Here is a 15,776-nt window from a genome sequence, read left to right on the forward strand (position 1 = left end):
AGATTATGAGGACAGTCATCTTATGTCTTTTGTTAAGTGTCTTTTCTTCTGTTGTACGTGCAGAACAGAAAGACAAGTTTATACCTTTTGAGAAAATAGAATCAGGTTTTCGGCAGGTTCCGAATGATGTAAGAATAGCTGTTTATTGGTATTGGATCTCCGACAATATCTCTAAAGAAGGAGTTATTAAGGATTTGGAAGCTATGAAAGCGGCAGGTATCAGTCGTGCTTATATTGGTAATATCGGTTTAGGTGATATCACAGCCGGAAAACATAAGATTCTTACAGAAGGATGGTGGGAAATAGTTCATGCTGCCTTGAAAAAGGCAACGGAGCTGGATATTGAGATTGGTATTTTCAATAGTCCGGGATGGAGCCAGTCCGGTGGACCATGGATCAAACCGAACGAAAGTATGCGTTACCTCGCCTCATCCGAACTGAGAGTAAAAGGTCCCAAAATGTTACAAACGGATTTACCCGTTATTGCAGAGGATGCAGAAGACGTTAAAGTCATTGCTTTCCCGGCTCCTACAGGTGATGTGGTGCGTGGTAACTGGAAGGTGAAGAAGCAAGAAGGGAAAGAAGAAGTGGTGGAGATGAAACTCCTTCAGGAAACTACGGTCCGTAGCTTTTCTCTTCAAGTAAATACACCTATAAAGACCGATGCTGATTTATATATTAAAGAAGGAAATGAATATCGTATCCTTAAAAAGATTCATATTGATAGAAGCAATGCTGCTCTGAATGTCGGGTTTATTCCTTATCCGCCTATTGTAATCTCTTTGCCGGAAGTAAAAGGACAGGAGTTCCGTCTTGTCATCCATGCCGGTGGTAATGCAGAACTGGATATTGTACTCTCTTCACAACCGATGTTGGAACGTTATCCTGAAAAGATGTTGGCTAAAATGTTCCAGACTCCTCTGCCTCTCTGGCATGACTATATGTGGGATAGAATGCCGGGTCTTTCCGATAAGGATTACTTGATTAAGACTGATAAAGTGGTGGATATAACTTCCTCCTTTAAAGATGGAAAACTTAATTGGGCAGTTCCGGAAGGAGAATGGGTAATCATGCGGACAGGAATGCGTTCTACGAGAGTGACTAATAGTCCTGCCAGCCCGGAAGGTACGGGATTGGAAGTGGACAAAATGAGCAAAAAACATGTAGCAACTCATTTTGATGCTTATATTGGAGAAATACTACGCCGCATTCCGGCACAGGATCGGAAGACTTTTAAAGTAGTAGTACAAGATAGTTATGAGACCGGAGGACAGAACTGGACAGACGATATGATTGCCAGTTTTAAAAAGAAATACGGATATGATCCGGTGGTTTATCTTCCCGTTTTGAAGGGGATGATCGTTGGTAGCCCGGATCAGTCGGATCGTTTCTTGTGGGATCTACGTCGTTTGGTAGCTGATCGTGTAGCCTACGATTATGTAGGTGGTCTGCGTGAAGTATGTCATAAGCATGGTCTGACAACTTGGTTGGAGAATTATGGTCACTGGGGATTTCCCGGCGAATTTCTACAATATGGTGGACAGTCGGATGAAGTCGGTGGTGAATTCTGGTGTGAAGGTTCATTAGGAGATATTGAGAATCGCGCAGCCTCTTCTTGTGCTCATATCTATGGGAAAAAGAAAGTATGGGCAGAATCATTTACGGCAGGCGGTCCGAATTTTCATCGTTATCCATATTTGATGAAACAGCGTGGAGATCGTTTCTTTACGGAAGGGATTAACAGTACTTTATTGCACGTATATATTCATCAGCCTTCAAGCGATCGTTTGCCCGGTATGAGTGCTTGGTTTGGTTGCGAATTTAACCGCAATAATACGTGGTTCGGGCAGATGGATGTATTTACCGGTTATCTGAAACGTTGTAACTTTATGTTGCAACAGGGACAATATGTTGCTGATGCTGCTTACTTTATCGGTGAAGACGCTCCTAAAATGACAGGAGTTTGCGATCCGGCTTTGCCTAAAGGATATTCTTTCGACTATATAAATGCTGAAGTACTTCTGAACCAGGCTTCTGTAAAAGATGGGAAATTGACATTGCAAAGTGGTATGCAATATCGTATACTTGTATTGCCCAGGCAGAATACGATGAGACCGGAAATATTGAAAAAAGTAAGAGAATTGGTGAAAAGCGGACTTGTAATAGTAGGAACTGCACCGGAATATTCTCCAAGTTTGGCTGGGTATCCTAAAGCTGACCAGGAAGTGAAATCGATGGCCTCAGATTTGTGGAACAGGCAAGGCTCTGGGCTAATTTATGGGAAAGGACGCGTTTTCTCATCCAATGAATCGCTGGATAAGGTTTTTGCAACGTTGTCTTTATCTCCGGATTGTAGTGTCAGTAATGATGCTCCGGTTCTGTTTATTCATCGTACAACATCGGACGGGGATTTTTATTTTATCTCTAATCAGAGTGATAAAGCCATATCTTTTGACGCTACTTTCCGAATTTCTTCTAAAGTACCAGAATTGTGGAACCCGCTGACTCAGGATATGCGTCTCTTACCGGAATATTCTGAAAAGGGCGATCTGACTACAGTACCTTTGCAATTGAAAGCTTTTGAGAGTTCCTTTATTGTTTTCCGTAAGAAATCAGAAACAAAACAGTCGGGAAGCAATTATCCGCAATCAGAAGTTGTAGTAAAAGTAGATTCTCCATGGACAGTTGCCTTTGATAAGAATGCTAGAGGACCGGAAGAAGCTGTAACTTTCTCTACTCCGATAGATTGGAAGGATTCGGAAGATGCTCGTATTAAATATTATTCAGGTACGGCTATTTACACGAATACATTCAACCTGGAGAAATTACCGAAGAAACAGTTCTATATTGATTTAGGTAAAGTGATGGTGATGGCTAAGGTATATGTGAATGACCAATATGCCGGTGGTGTATGGACGAATCCTTATCAACTTAATATAACTGACTATCTGCGTACAGGAAAGAATACTCTGAAAATTGAAGTTGTGAACAATTGGGAGAATCGTTTGATTGGCGATCAGCAGTTGCCGGAGGAATCTCGTCCTACTTGGACTGCGGTGAATCCATGGAACGCAAATTCTCCATTGCAATCTTCTGGATTATTAGGACCTGTTCAAATAGAAGCTTACGATTATCTGATGACAAAATAAGTTTTTATATAAAAATAAAACTTGAATGAAATAGAGTGTATCAAAAGTAAAAATGACTTCAAAATAAATCACAAATACTTTTGATTCACTCTCTGTGAACGTATTTCTAACAAAACACTTATCATGAAAAAGAAAAGATTATTAAAACCACTATTTATATTTGCTGGTTCTGTAGCTTTATCAATCTTCGGTTTATATGCCCAACAAGGGACTAACCAATACATTCCTCTTAGTCCGCAACAGACCGTAGGAAGTGGGATTTTTTGGCCAAATGGTCAAATGCTTCCTCATTTTGCAACTCCCGCAACTCAACTGGATGGATTTGATTTGAAAAAGGCTAAATTGCAACCGGAAGAAAAAACAATGATTCTCTGCCTTCAGGGAATAGTCAATAAAAAACAGCCACGTATTTTTTTATTCGACCATAGTGGCGAAGGTAAAGAGAAATGGCCTCGTCTGTTGAACCTGAGCATCCGTGAATTCGAACCTACAGAATATCTGAAATTAGTAGAGAAATATAAAGATGAATTGAAAGGAGTCATTTTATATGATCGGACGAAGAGTGATCATTATCTGAACCTTGCCTCTACAGTTGCAGGATTGGAAGAAGCGATTCCTGTGTCTCTTCAATTATACGATCGTTTAAAACTGCAAGGAATTCTGTTACCTGTTCTGGAAGATTTTACAAAGTTGCCATATACTAAATCTACTGAAATCTACGAATACATGTTTCAGAACTACTGGAATAAATGTACTCACCGTTTATTAGTCAGCCTTCCGCCTCAACGGGGATTTGTACGTGACATGGCGATAGCTGCGGGAACTGCTATAGTCTGGTTGGACCCACGTGTTTGGGGAGAAAACACCGTATTACGCAAATTCCTGAAAACGATGAAATCGGGTGAAAGCATTATTACCGGCTGGTATGCTGAAGAGCGTTCCGGAATAGGACTGGCAGCAGAATATGGGCTTTCAACTATTCCATCAGATTTCTATGAGAATGCTACTGTATACGCCGGAATGCAGCAACAGATAAAATATCCGGAAGTTCCAAAGATGCCGGAACTGGAAAATAAGATTTATCTTGCTATCTATCTAAGCGACGGTGACAATGTGCAATATTGCCAACATGCAATGTCTGAATTATGGGATAAGGCAGGAAGAGGCAGTATTCCAATTAACTGGACTATTAGTCCGGGATTGGTGGATTTCGGTCCGGGGCTGCTTAATCATTATTATAGTACGGCTACACCTAATGACTTCTTTGCATCGGGTCCATCTGGAATGGGATATTCATTAATCTACGATGCGCACAACTATTTGTGGAATGCAACTTCAGGAACGGATTTTACGCCTTATGCCAAACTGACACAACAATATTTGGAAAAAAGCGGACTGCGTGTGATCACTATCTGGGATGAAGTGAATCAAGAACAAATGGCTGCCTACGCTCACAATTGCCGTTATCTATATGGTTTAACTCAGCAAGATTGGGAATTCCATCCTTACAAAGTTCCGACTTATATTCAAGACCACAGGCTGGCCTTCGTCCCCAATTTGCCTTGCTATGCAAGTGGAGTGGATGTTATCTATTCTTTCTGGAAAGATACGATAGCCGGATTTGATGGTTCAAAACCGATATTCTTATCAGCTCAAGGTGAGTCATGGAAGATGGGACCGGATAATATTGTAGCATTAAAGAAGCGTCTAGAAGAATTATCTCCAGGTAATATCGTGATTTGTCGTGGCGATCATTTCTTCAATCTCCATAGTCAGGCCAATTATCTGCCTTTCAATTTGACTCTTTCCCCGAAAATGAAAATTACTTCCAGCAATGCCACTACAAAGGTGAAGACTGCTGCGGACGGAACTCCATGCGAGGGACATATGTGGATTTCCAAGGAAAAAGGAAATGAGGCATGGATTCAGTTTGATTTTAAGGATGAATATTTAATCAACCGTTATGTAGTGCGTCATGCCGGGAATGCCGGAATGATGAAACAATTAAATACTCGGTCCTTCACAATGGAAGTTAGCCGGGATGGTAAGAAATGGACACGTGTAGATTCACAGATGAATAATACTGCATCTGTGACCGATGTCGATATTACTCCGGTACAAGGAAGATATGTTCGTCTGCAAATACAAGATGCAGGTGAAGATGGAATCGCTCGTATAGGTGATGTGGAGATATACGGAAGTATTTTGGGGAATTAATATAATCTCCTAATTGCGGATCATACTTAAATTCATTTATAGTCTTCGACTTTTCGGACTGACCCGATTTACAGAGACTTACAAAGGTGAAAAAGAAAAAGCGACAACCGATTTTACTCGTTTGTCGCCTTCTGTCGGAATGAGGCGACTCGAACGCCCGACCCCTACGTCCCGAACGTAGTGCGCTACCAACTGCGCTACATTCCGCTCATAAAAGTGGTGCCACCAGGAATCGAACCGGGGACACAAGGATTTTCAGTCCTTTGCTCTACCAACTGAGCTATGGCACCTTTCTCGTTTGCGGGTGCAAAGATAAGTATATTTTTTAATACCGCAATGGCTTAAATGGAAAAAATATCCCAATTCAAGTAAAAGAAGAAGATATGTAGTGAAGAAAAGATACGCAGACATTGTAAATGGCAAAAAGGTGAATGAAATACATAAATAATCCCATGGCGGAATTATAGATTCCATCATGGGATTAAAAGTTTATAAATTATTAATGATTTGTATTCAACTAAGACGTCGGATTTTTATCCTTGTCATTGTTAAAAACAGATGAAGCATTTGAACCTGATGGCGAAGAATTGCTTGTTGAAGCAGAACTTCCGTTGGTTGGGGTTGCTGTGCTTGATTTTACACCATCCCTAGCAGATGTACTATTGCTTATAGATGAAGTGGTAGATGAAGCAGTTGTAGCTGTTGTATTGACATTAGCTGTAGCAGGTTGAGCCTGTACTTCCCAATGGAATGGTTCGAAATTAGAGTTTGGGTCTACCCAAGATGGCTTCTTAGATGCATAGATAATAAACGGAGCGATTACAACAATCAAAGCACCGATGATTAATACAGAGAACCATACAGTATTGCTACCTGTAGAAATTTGGCTCGGTGGAATGAAACTTAAGATGAAAGCAAGTAAAGAACCGAAGAATCCTAAACCACCGACAACCCACATCAATCCATTACCATCTTTACCAATGCGGAACGGACGATTCAGTTTTTTCATTTTATAACGTAGAGCGATTGCTCCAGAGAACATCAACATGTACATAATTAAGTATAGGATTACTGTCAGCTGTGACAGAATCTGATAGAAGCTTTGTACAGAAGGCATAACAACGAACAGAAGGCTTAATACTGTTACAGCAATACCTTGTACGAATAGAATGTTTTTCTGAACACCTATCTTGTTGGTCTTTTGGAAGAATGGAGGCATATAACCAGCTTTTCCAACCGCAAAGATACCTTTTGACGGACCGGCAACCCATGTTAATACACCTGCTAAAACACCAAATGCCAAAGCGATAGCAATGATTGGTGACAACCAAGATGCATGGATAAACTTAAAGTAATTATCGAAACCAACAAGTAAACTCTGTGTTAAACTGATGTCTTTGGTAGGTATAATAATTCCAAGAGCAAATGTTCCTAAAACGAAAATGATAACAGTAATAAGAGCACCTATAAATACAGCTTTCGGGTAATTCTTTGACGGATTATCCATATCTTTCACGTGGATACCGCCCATTTCCATACCAGCATAAAACAGGAAAATACTAGCTGCTAATACAACATTGTCAAATTTAGTTAGATCAGGGAAAAAACTGCTGTGAAAGTCAAGATTAGAATATCCGCCGGAAGCCAGATATACAATTGCCAGAATGATCAGAAGAGCAGCAGGAATAATAGTTCCCACCATACCACCGACTTTGGCTACTTTACCTACCCAACCCATACCTTTGAGTGAAATGAAAGTAGCTAGCCAGTAAATAATGAGCACAACAGCTAGAGTATAGTATTTATTGCTTGCTAATGTCATGTCATGTGCGTCATTCGTACCTATAAATGCGATGGAAACAGCACCGAAAGTTAATACGGTAGGATACCAGATAGTACTTTCGATCCACTGTACCCAGATGGCAAGAAATCCGAGTTTTTTTCCGTAAGCTTCGCCGACCCATCGGAATACACCACCTTGTTTATCCTGAAACATAGCTGCCAATTCGGCTGCTACAAGTGATGTTGGGATCAGGAAGACAATTGCTGCAAAAAGATAATAAAAAGCCGAGCTCATTCCATAGACGGCTTCGGCTGGCAGTCCGCGCAGGGATACAACTGCCGTAACGTTCATGATAGCTAGTGTAAACACACCTAGTTTCACTGCATTTTTAATATTCGCCATAAGTTAAGGTTTTAAGTGAAAAATATTTTAAAGTCAGTGATTATAACAAGATTCTTTGGGAGATGTTTGCAAATAATAGTTCAAAGTTGGTTAATTAACAAATGTATACTGCCGGAACATTTGTTGCTTCTTTTTGTTTCTGTACATAATAATACTAGAAACTTTTTTAAATTAACAATTATGAAATCCGCTCTTTCTGATTTTGTATGGGAGAAAAAGGGTATTTACGGCATTCTTCATGTAGTTATTTTGTTGATGTCACTTTTTCTGGTCATAAGTATTTCGATTGATACTTTCAAAGGCATTCCTTTCTATACACAGACTTCGTATATGAAAGTTCAGCTATGGATATGTATCTGGTTCTTGTTCGATTTTGTGTTGGAATTCTTTCTGGCGCAGCATAAATGGCGTTATTTGCGTTCGCATTTTATTTTCTTGCTGGTGGCAATACCTTATCAGAATATTATAGCGTATTATGGTTGGACGTTCTCACCGGAGATCACTTATATGTTACGTTTTATTCCTTTGTTAAGAGGAGGATATGCATTGGCAATTGTGGTAGGATGGCTTACTCATAATAGGGCTTCCAGCCTTTTTATATCTTATCTGACAATGTTATTGGCAACTGTTTATTTTTCCAGCTTAGCTTTCTTTGTACTTGAGCATAAAGTGAACCCTTTGGTTGTCGGATATGGGGATGCTTTATGGTGGGCATTTATGGATGTTACTACGGTAGGTTCGAATATCATTGCTGTGACCGTTACAGGGCGTGTATTGTCCGTTGTATTAGCAGCATTAGGTATGATGATGTTTCCGATCTTTACAGTATATGTGACGAATTTGATACAACGTTCTAACGATCAAAAAAACAAATATTATCAGCAACAAACAACCCAACAAGAGTCAGCTGCTCCACAAGGGCAGGTTTCACAAGGTCAAACGTCACAGCAATCACCAACAGAGAAACCTGTTTCATAAAGATAATAACGATCAATAACCGAAGCCCTGCTTCATATAATAAATTAGAGGGCGTTATCTTTTTAACAGATAGCACCCTCTTTCACGTTAGAAAAATTGAATTTTACTCCCCAACAATGATATGATTATTTCCGAATACGTTCAGATCAAGTTTGTTCATAATGTACTGAATAGCCAGCTGAGCTTTAACAGAATTACCTGCACTATCCAAAGGAGGAGCAAATGCGGCAATACCAAACTGACCTGGCAAAATGCCCATTACACCACCGCCTACGCCAGTCTTGGCAGGAATACCTGAAGTATACATCCAGTCACCTGTGTGCTCATAGAAACCTACGGCAGCAATCATTGCCGTGATTTTAGGAGCCAGACTGGCGTCAAATACTTCTTTCTTGGTTACTGGATTCACGCCACCGTTGGCTATGGTGCCAGCAGCTATTGACAACATCTGAGCAGTTACTCCCAAAGAACATTGACGGGTATAGAGGTCTAATGACATATCCGGATCATCATAGATACGATTGTAATTTTTCAGCAACCAAGCGATAGAACGATTGTTGAAATTAGTATCTGACTCCGATTTATACAATTCGTCAATCAGTTGAGGTGCACTACCACATAGGTCGGTAATATTCTGCACGATAGCTTCCCATTTCTTAGTAGAGTCACCTGTCGGTTTCACCATACTACAAGCGGAAATAGCACCAGCATTTACCAGCGGAGTAGAAGGATGATCATTTTCCAACAAGATAGCAATAATAGAGTTGAAAGGTAATCCGGTTGCGTCAGCACCGATCTTTTCTAATATCTCTTTTGCACCATACTGGCGTAAAGCTAGAATCGCTGTATGTACTTTGGATACAGATTCAATACCGAAGCGGTAATCAGTATCTCCCACATGAATGGTCTGTCCGTTGAGCAGACAGATGCTAATTCCGAAGAGATCTTTGTTCACATTTGCCAGATAAGGAATATAGTCAGCATTCTTGCCGCCCGTATTAGACTTTACCTGTTCGTATGCTTCTTGAACTATTTCTTGCAATTGAGCAAGAGTTACTTTTTTATCCATAAGGAGATTTATTTTTTTACAGATTTCTGACGACGTCCGCCATGATTAAAAATTTTAGCTTCTACCGGCAAATTCTTTTCCTGAGCCAAGCGGGTAGGAGTCGGGAAATCAAGTTTCTCCAATTCGGCAATTGCATTTTTGATGTCACCCAACAACATGTCTGCCATATCGCGGCTAAATCCCTGACGAACAACAATACGCATTACTACGTAGTCTTGCAACTTTTCAGGCAATGTGTAAGCAGGAACCATCCAACCATGTTGGGACAGTTTATCTTGCAAATCATACAGTGTCCATTTAGCAGTCTTAACATATTCCGGTTTCATGTACCAGATGAATAGTGGGTTCACTACTTCATTAGAGTAGTTAACGAACGGAGTCATCTTGGCTATTTCTTCATGAAGATACTTAGCAATCTGTAAAGAGTTGTACTGAACTTCTTTGTAACCTTGGAATCCTAAACGGATGAATTGATAATACTGACCCAGAATCTGAGCGGCAGGACGAGAGAAGTTCAAACCAACTTGAGTAATGTTAGCACCCAGATAATTTACGCTGAATGCCATTTCTTCGGGCAGATATTCTTTTCCTTTCCATACTACCCAGCCCAATCCCGGATAAACAAGTCCGAACTTATGGCCTGATACGCTGATAGAAAGTACCCATTTCAGACGGAAATCCCATTTCGTTTCCGGATAAAGGAATGGAAGGATGAAACCACCACTAGCGGCATCTACGTGGATAGGAATGTCAAAACCTGTTTTTGCATTGTAAGCATCAAGGGCTTTGTCAAGTGCTTCTACGTCATCATTCAATCCTGTCCATGTAACACCTTGGATAGGTACAATACAGATCGTGTTTTCATCACACATTTTCAACGCTTCTTCCGGGTCGAGAGTTGTCTTTTCCAATGTCAAAGGTACTTCGCGCATTTCAATCTGCCACAACTGAGCAAATTTTTCCCAAACTACTTGGAAACCGGTTGAAATAACAAAATTAGGTTTATCAAATGGTTTACCTTGAGCTTGCCTTTTTTTACGCCAGCGTAGCCATGCTGCTACACCACCCAACATACAAGCTTCGGAAGAGCCGATAGCCAGGGCACCAGTTTTCCAAGTATCCTTTTCTGGAGAGTTCCACAGATTGGCAACGATATTGATACATTTACCGTTCATTACTGCGATACGCGGATACTCTGTTTCATCAATGTAGTTGATGTTGATAGCCTCGTTCATCAGTTTGGTAGCATATTCGTCCATATAAGTAGTGACGAAGGTTGCTAGATTCAGTCTTGGTTGAGTCTGAGCAAATGTTTCATCTTTCACCATTTGATATGCGATTTCTGGGGTAGTCGGCCCATCAGGAATCTTTTCTACGGGTGAAGGTTGTAACATTCTGTTAGAACCAAATACATCTGTCTTGGCATCACCTTTTCTAAAGTTTAAATCTTCCATACTTAATTTGTTTTTTTAAAGGTTTAGGCGATGGGGATTTTCCCCGTCTAATGTTCCACAACAACAGCAGATAGTATTGAAAGTTTGCTCATTTTACATTATTTGGCGTTTATTAAGGGGTGAACTTTATTGCGGTGTGATTGTTGTTTTCAAACCAAAACATTTAACTTTCATATAATATGAGAATACAGACGGGCCATGGGACTATTCCCCTTATCACTCTGATTGGTATCTGGTCAATATCGGCATTGAATGCATTACCGGGGTTAGCTGTTTCACCTATTCTGGGGAAACTTTCTGTCATCTTTCCTCATTCTACGGAACTGGATATTCAGATGCTTTCGTCATTACCTTCGTTGTTGGTTATACCTTTTATTCTGTTAGCAGGTAAACTGACGGAGAGGGTGAATTTTATTCGTTTGCTACAAGCGGGGCTAGCGATTTTTGCTTTGAGTGGCATTTTGTATTTATTGTCTAATAAAATGTGGCAATTGATCGCTGTCAGTGCTATGCTTGGAGTAGGTTCCGGTATGATTGTCCCGTTATCCACAGGGCTGATTTCCAAATACTTCAGTGGAGCTTACAGAGTGAAGCAGTTCGGACTTAGCTCAGCAATAACCAATGTGACACTTGTTGTAGCCACGACTGTTACCGGTTATTTGGCAGAAGTAAACTGGCACCTGCCTTTTGTGGTTTATCTACTTCCCATAGTGTCTCTTGTTCTGTCTGTTTATTTGAAAAGAAGTATGGATAGTGAAGGTGATACTTCACTTGCCAAAAAGGAATCGTCTGATGGAAGTGAAGACGAAGAAGTGGATACAGATACATTACACAGCAAATATGGTATCAATGTGAAGCACTTAATACAAGTAATGCTTTTTTATGGATTGTCTACCTTCCTTGCGTTAGTTGTAACTTTCAATCTTCCTTTCTTGATGGAAGAATATCATTTTAGCAGTGGCAATTCTGGCATTATGATATCACTATTCTTTTTGGCGATTATGGCTCCCGGTTTTTTCCTCAACCAAATTGTGGGTCGATTGAAAGAGAAAACAAAATTTTATAGTTTGTTATCCATTGCGATTGGTCTTGCTTTGATCTGGATTTCTCCTAAGGAGTGGGTGATTGCACCCGGATGTATTTTTGTTGGTTTAGGCTATGGGGTGATTCAACCGATTATTTATGATAAGACAACTCACACTGCTATTTCTAGAAAAGTAACTTTAGCACTAGCTTTTGTGATGATGATGAACTATCTCGCCATCTTGCTTTGTCCGTTTATTATTGACTTTTTCCAGTCAATGTTCCACATAAAGACTCAGCAGTTTGGCTTTGTATTCAATTTATGTATCACAATTGCTGCTCTTATATGGGCGTATGTTCGCCGACACGAATTTTTGTTTAATGACCAATTGAAATAAGACAAAGATGAAAAATAAAAAACTGGAAGCCAACCTAAGTATGGCAGTCTCAAAAATCTTTAGCGGATTGAATATGAATGCCCTGAAATTTCTCCTCCCATTGTGGATGAGTCCGCTGACGGGTGCAACGTTTCGTTGTACTTTTGCAGCAGTTGCTTTCTGGGTGATAGGTTGGTTTATGCCTCCGGAGAAATCGACAACAAGAGATAAGTGGCTTCTATTCTTATTGGGGGCTTTGGGGCTTTATGGATTTATGTTCCTCTATCTTACAGGATTGAGTAAAACAACTCCGGTTTCCAGTTCTATCTTTACTAGTTTGCAACCTATTTGGGTTTTTCTGATAATGGTTTTTTTCTATAAAGAGAAAGCTACCGGCAAAAAGATAATCGGAATTTCTATAGGATTAATAGGGGCATTGGTTTGTATTTTGACTCAGCAAAGTGACGATCTGGCTTCCGATGCTTTTGTAGGAAATATGCTTTGTCTCATCAGTTCGATAGTGTATGCTATTTATCTGGTATTGAGCCAGCGCATTCTTACTTCTATCGGCGCAATGACAATGTTGAAATATACCTTCTCGGGTGCGGCAGTTTCTGCCATTATCGTGTCTTGTATTGTTGGTATCGATGCGCCTGTCTTTTCATTACCATTCCATTGGACACCTTTCCTGATCTTAATGTTTGTTCTGGTATTTCCGACCACTGTTAGCTATATGTTACTTCCGGTTGGCTTGAAATATTTGAAGACTACAGTAGTTGCCATTTACGGTTACCTTATCCTGATTGTTGCAACGATAGCTTCTTTAGCATTAGGTCAAGACCGTTTTAGCTGGACACAAACTTTTGCTATCTTATTTATCTGTGCGGGAGTTTATTTGGTAGAAGTAGCGGAAAGTAAAGACAAGTCGGCAGACCCATTGAAAGCCAAAAAATGAAAGAAAAAAAGGTATCCCTATATCACCATAGAGATACCTTTCAATTATTTAATCATCATGTTTTATAGAGAGGAGTTGATAGCTTTAGCTATGGCTGTAAATTCTTCGTCCGATAATTTCAACTTAGGATTGGAAAACAGCATATCCGATTCCTTCTGGATAGGGATCAGATGAATGTGGGCATGAGGAACTTCCAAACCAATAACAGCTTCACCAACTTTCTGACAGGGGAAAGCCCTTTGAATGCCTTTAGCTATTTTCTTGGCGAAGACGTGCATAGCTGCCAGATCTTCATCACTTAAATCGAAAATATAATCCACTTCTTGTTTGGGGACTACTAACGTATGTCCTTTTACCAATGGGTTGATGTCAAGGAAAGCAAAAAACTTATCGTCTTCGGCCACCTTGTAGCAGGGAATTTCACCTGCGATGATTCTGCTGAATATTGTTGCCATAACGTATATAGATAAAAGAAGGCAAGCTCCTTTGCGGAGACCTGCCTTTACATTAAATTGATATGTTTACTACTTCCAGTGCAATCTGACCTTGTGGAACTTTGATTTCAGCAATATCACCTACCTTTTTACCAAGTAAACCTTGTGCGATAGGAGTATTTACGGAAATCTTTCCTTCTTTCAGATTGGCTTCACTTTCAGAAACGATGGTATAAGTCATCTTCATACCGTTTTTTACGTTTTTCAGTTCCACCTTGTTTAAAATCTGTACGGAATCTGTTTTCAATTTTGATTCGTCGATGATCTTAGCATCTGCGATAACAGCTTTCAATTTGTTAATGCGCATTTCCAGCATGCCTTGCGCTTCTTTAGCTGCATCGTATTCTGCATTTTCAGACAAATCTCCTTTATCTCTTGCTTCAGCTATTGCCGCGGAGATTTTAGGGCGTTCTACTGTTTCCAGTTCTTTTAGTTCCGCCATAAGTTTTTTGTAGCCTTCTTCTGACATATAAGCCATGATGTTTCCTCCTTTAATTAAAAATGGTCATATAAACAAAAAAGAATTCCAACATGAGTCATGCTGGAACCCTCTTCTAATGATTTCTTTGCAAAGATAGCCTTTTAAGTGATATGAGTCAAGCAAAAAAGAATGCTATGTAACATATTTAAATGAAATATGCTAAAATATAACAACTTAAAGCAAGGATTTGACCGATGCTTCTATATCCTTGATGTCTTCGCCACGAAGTTTTAACTCGTTGTTACGATTCACTAGGAAGATAGATGGTATCTGACGAACATTATATACAGCTACATTGCTGGAGTACACACCGTTGCCGTCGCGAACGCATACCCAAGGTAAATTGGCTGCGGATGTTTTCCAGAAGTGCTCGTCGGCATCCAAAGATACTTGATAAATCTCCAATCCCTGTGAAGCATATTTATTATATAATTCACGAAGCAGCAAGTTGTGTGTCGCGCCTGCCGGAGCTTGGTATACAGTGAAATCTAACAGCACTACTTTACCTTTCAGGTCAGTCAGTTTGCGAATATTTCCTTTCACATCACGTAATGCGATATCGATAATACCTGTTTCTATAATCTTGTCTTGTGGAATCTCCAGATTTTGTGCCTGAGGATTGCGAGTATTTTTCATCCCTTTAATCACAATATTATAAAGGTTCTTGGAACGTACAGCATGGGGAAAAGCATTGTTGAGGCTGGTAGCAACGGCTGCAAAACATCTTACATCGTCTTTATTGTTCAACGGATCAAATATCAAATAGTCGTTGAGTTTCTGGAACAAAGCGAAATAAGCAGCTGCAGTATTAGGAGCCGCAAAAATATAGTTCATTTTAACATCGTCTTTGTATCTTTTTACCAGTGCGGTGAGGCTATCTTCCAGAACATTGTGACTTAATTTATTAGCTCGCAGTGCATTTAATAAATTATCCGCATCTTTCTGAAGACGGATCTGCTTTAAAGTCAGTTCTTTAATCTTACTGCTGTTTTCTGAACCTTCAACGGTATATGCTGTAGAAAAATCGGTGTAAGGGGCATTGATTTGAATCGTTTCAAGTGAATCCACAGAAAAATTGATGACTTTATCCTCTACCCGTAATCGATAAAATTCCGGAGATTCGGGACGGGGTTGTTTGAAGCTGAACTTGCCTTCCCCTTTTAGCTTTACAGAATCAAGCGGAACGATCCCTTCCAGACCGGATGCTTCCAGATAAAGAGTTTTTCCGTCAGCTCCGGATACGTCGCCGTTTACATGGAACTTAGGACCGGAACTACAGGCTGTAATGGTCAGTGCAGCAAGGGCTGCAATAGTTATTTTTTTCATATCGTGTGTTATTATAAGAGTTGCAAATATACTTCTTTTCAAGATTAGTCAAAGCATTTTGCCTGCTT

Annotated in this window: 11 protein-coding genes and 2 tRNA genes; 5 read left to right on the plus strand and 8 right to left on the minus strand. The window is 40.0% G+C overall.

Annotated features, from left to right (window positions below):
• The first annotated feature begins 5 nt into the window (after positions 1–5).
• A complete protein-coding gene (locus tag CZ225_RS03960; RefSeq protein WP_077153038.1) occupies positions 6–3,149 on the plus strand; it encodes a glycosyl hydrolase in 3,144 nt (1,047 codons plus the stop codon).
• Between the two features lie 123 nt (positions 3,150–3,272).
• Entirely contained in the window at positions 3,273–5,366 is a 2,094-nt protein-coding gene (locus tag CZ225_RS03965; protein WP_077153039.1) for a discoidin domain-containing protein, read from the plus strand.
• Between the two features lie 134 nt (positions 5,367–5,500).
• Here the strand turns inward: CZ225_RS03965 and CZ225_RS03970 are convergent.
• From CZ225_RS03970 to gadC, 3 genes are all read right to left on the minus strand, one after another.
• Positions 5,501–5,573, minus strand: a tRNA-Pro gene (locus tag CZ225_RS03970).
• Positions 5,574–5,583: 10 nt separating this feature from the next.
• Positions 5,584–5,656, minus strand: a tRNA-Phe gene (locus tag CZ225_RS03975).
• Between the two features lie 227 nt (positions 5,657–5,883).
• Positions 5,884–7,551 (minus strand): glutamine/gamma-aminobutyrate antiporter GadC, encoded by a 1,668-nt coding sequence (gene gadC, locus CZ225_RS03980; RefSeq protein ID WP_077153040.1) that lies wholly within the window; start codon positions 7,549–7,551, stop codon positions 5,884–5,886.
• Positions 7,552–7,731: 180 nt separating this feature from the next.
• Between gadC and CZ225_RS03985 the strand changes: the two genes are divergently transcribed.
• The gene (locus CZ225_RS03985; protein WP_077153041.1) at positions 7,732–8,529 is read left to right on the plus strand and encodes a potassium channel family protein; all 798 of its coding nucleotides are present in this window, start codon (positions 7,732–7,734) and stop codon (positions 8,527–8,529) included.
• A 103-nt stretch (positions 8,530–8,632) separates the two neighbouring features.
• Here CZ225_RS03985 and glsA read toward each other — a convergent pair whose 3' ends face one another.
• Together glsA and CZ225_RS03995 are read right to left on the minus strand one after the other, a co-directional pair.
• The gene (gene glsA, locus CZ225_RS03990; RefSeq protein WP_077153042.1) at positions 8,633–9,598 is read right to left on the minus strand and encodes a glutaminase A; all 966 of its coding nucleotides are present in this window, start codon (positions 9,596–9,598) and stop codon (positions 8,633–8,635) included.
• Positions 9,599–9,606: 8 nt separating this feature from the next.
• Positions 9,607–11,052: a glutamate decarboxylase gene (locus tag CZ225_RS03995; RefSeq protein WP_077153043.1), complete on the minus strand. Its 1,446-nt coding sequence runs from the start codon at positions 11,050–11,052 to the stop codon at positions 9,607–9,609.
• 179 nt (positions 11,053–11,231) lie between these two features.
• On the opposite strand from CZ225_RS03995, the gene CZ225_RS04000 reads away from it, so the two are divergent.
• Together CZ225_RS04000 and CZ225_RS04005 are read left to right on the plus strand one after the other, a co-directional pair.
• Positions 11,232–12,473 (plus strand): MFS transporter, encoded by a 1,242-nt coding sequence (locus CZ225_RS04000; protein ID WP_077153044.1) that lies wholly within the window; start codon positions 11,232–11,234, stop codon positions 12,471–12,473.
• Positions 12,474–12,480: 7 nt separating this feature from the next.
• Positions 12,481–13,407, plus strand: a complete 927-nt coding sequence (locus CZ225_RS04005) for a DMT family transporter (protein ID WP_077153045.1) — start codon at positions 12,481–12,483, stop codon at positions 13,405–13,407.
• Between the two features lie 62 nt (positions 13,408–13,469).
• Here the strand turns inward: CZ225_RS04005 and CZ225_RS04010 are convergent, their stop codons facing one another.
• The 3 genes from CZ225_RS04010 to CZ225_RS04020 form a co-directional block, all read right to left on the minus strand.
• Positions 13,470–13,862, minus strand: coding sequence for an HIT family protein (locus CZ225_RS04010; protein ID WP_077153046.1), 393 nt, complete (start codon positions 13,860–13,862; stop codon positions 13,470–13,472).
• Positions 13,863–13,914: 52 nt separating this feature from the next.
• Positions 13,915–14,379, minus strand: coding sequence for a transcription elongation factor GreA (gene greA, locus CZ225_RS04015; RefSeq protein ID WP_025075211.1), 465 nt, complete (start codon positions 14,377–14,379; stop codon positions 13,915–13,917).
• A 177-nt stretch (positions 14,380–14,556) separates the two neighbouring features.
• The gene (locus tag CZ225_RS04020; RefSeq protein ID WP_077153047.1) at positions 14,557–15,708 is read right to left on the minus strand and encodes a DUF4369 domain-containing protein; all 1,152 of its coding nucleotides are present in this window, start codon (positions 15,706–15,708) and stop codon (positions 14,557–14,559) included.
• Positions 15,709–15,776: the final 68 nt, after the last annotated feature.

The sequence above is a fragment of the Bacteroides bouchesdurhonensis genome (assembly GCF_900155865.1).
In the GTDB taxonomy this organism is placed as follows: Bacteria; Bacteroidota; Bacteroidia; order Bacteroidales; family Bacteroidaceae; genus Bacteroides; species Bacteroides bouchesdurhonensis.

Excerpts from the sequence above, each read along its gene's own strand:
- CZ225_RS03965 (WP_077153039.1), top strand. The coding sequence starts at position 3,273 with ATGAAAAAGAAAAGATTATTAAAACCACTATTTATATTTGCTGGTTCT.
- CZ225_RS04020 (WP_077153047.1), bottom strand. The coding sequence starts at position 15,708 with ATGAAAAAAATAACTATTGCAGCCCTTGCTGCACTGACCATTACAGCC.
- CZ225_RS03985 (WP_077153041.1), top strand. The coding sequence starts at position 7,732 with ATGAAATCCGCTCTTTCTGATTTTGTATGGGAGAAAAAGGGTATTTAC.
- CZ225_RS04010 (WP_077153046.1), bottom strand. The coding sequence starts at position 13,862 with ATGGCAACAATATTCAGCAGAATCATCGCAGGTGAAATTCCCTGCTAC.
- CZ225_RS03995 (WP_077153043.1), bottom strand. The coding sequence starts at position 11,052 with ATGGAAGATTTAAACTTTAGAAAAGGTGATGCCAAGACAGATGTATTT.
- glsA (WP_077153042.1), bottom strand. The coding sequence starts at position 9,598 with ATGGATAAAAAAGTAACTCTTGCTCAATTGCAAGAAATAGTTCAAGAA.
- gadC (WP_077153040.1), bottom strand. The coding sequence starts at position 7,551 with ATGGCGAATATTAAAAATGCAGTGAAACTAGGTGTGTTTACACTAGCT.
- greA (WP_025075211.1), bottom strand. The coding sequence starts at position 14,379 with ATGGCTTATATGTCAGAAGAAGGCTACAAAAAACTTATGGCGGAACTA.
- CZ225_RS03960 (WP_077153038.1), top strand. The coding sequence starts at position 6 with ATGAGGACAGTCATCTTATGTCTTTTGTTAAGTGTCTTTTCTTCTGTT.
- CZ225_RS04005 (WP_077153045.1), top strand. The coding sequence starts at position 12,481 with ATGAAAAATAAAAAACTGGAAGCCAACCTAAGTATGGCAGTCTCAAAA.
- CZ225_RS04000 (WP_077153044.1), top strand. The coding sequence starts at position 11,232 with ATGAGAATACAGACGGGCCATGGGACTATTCCCCTTATCACTCTGATT.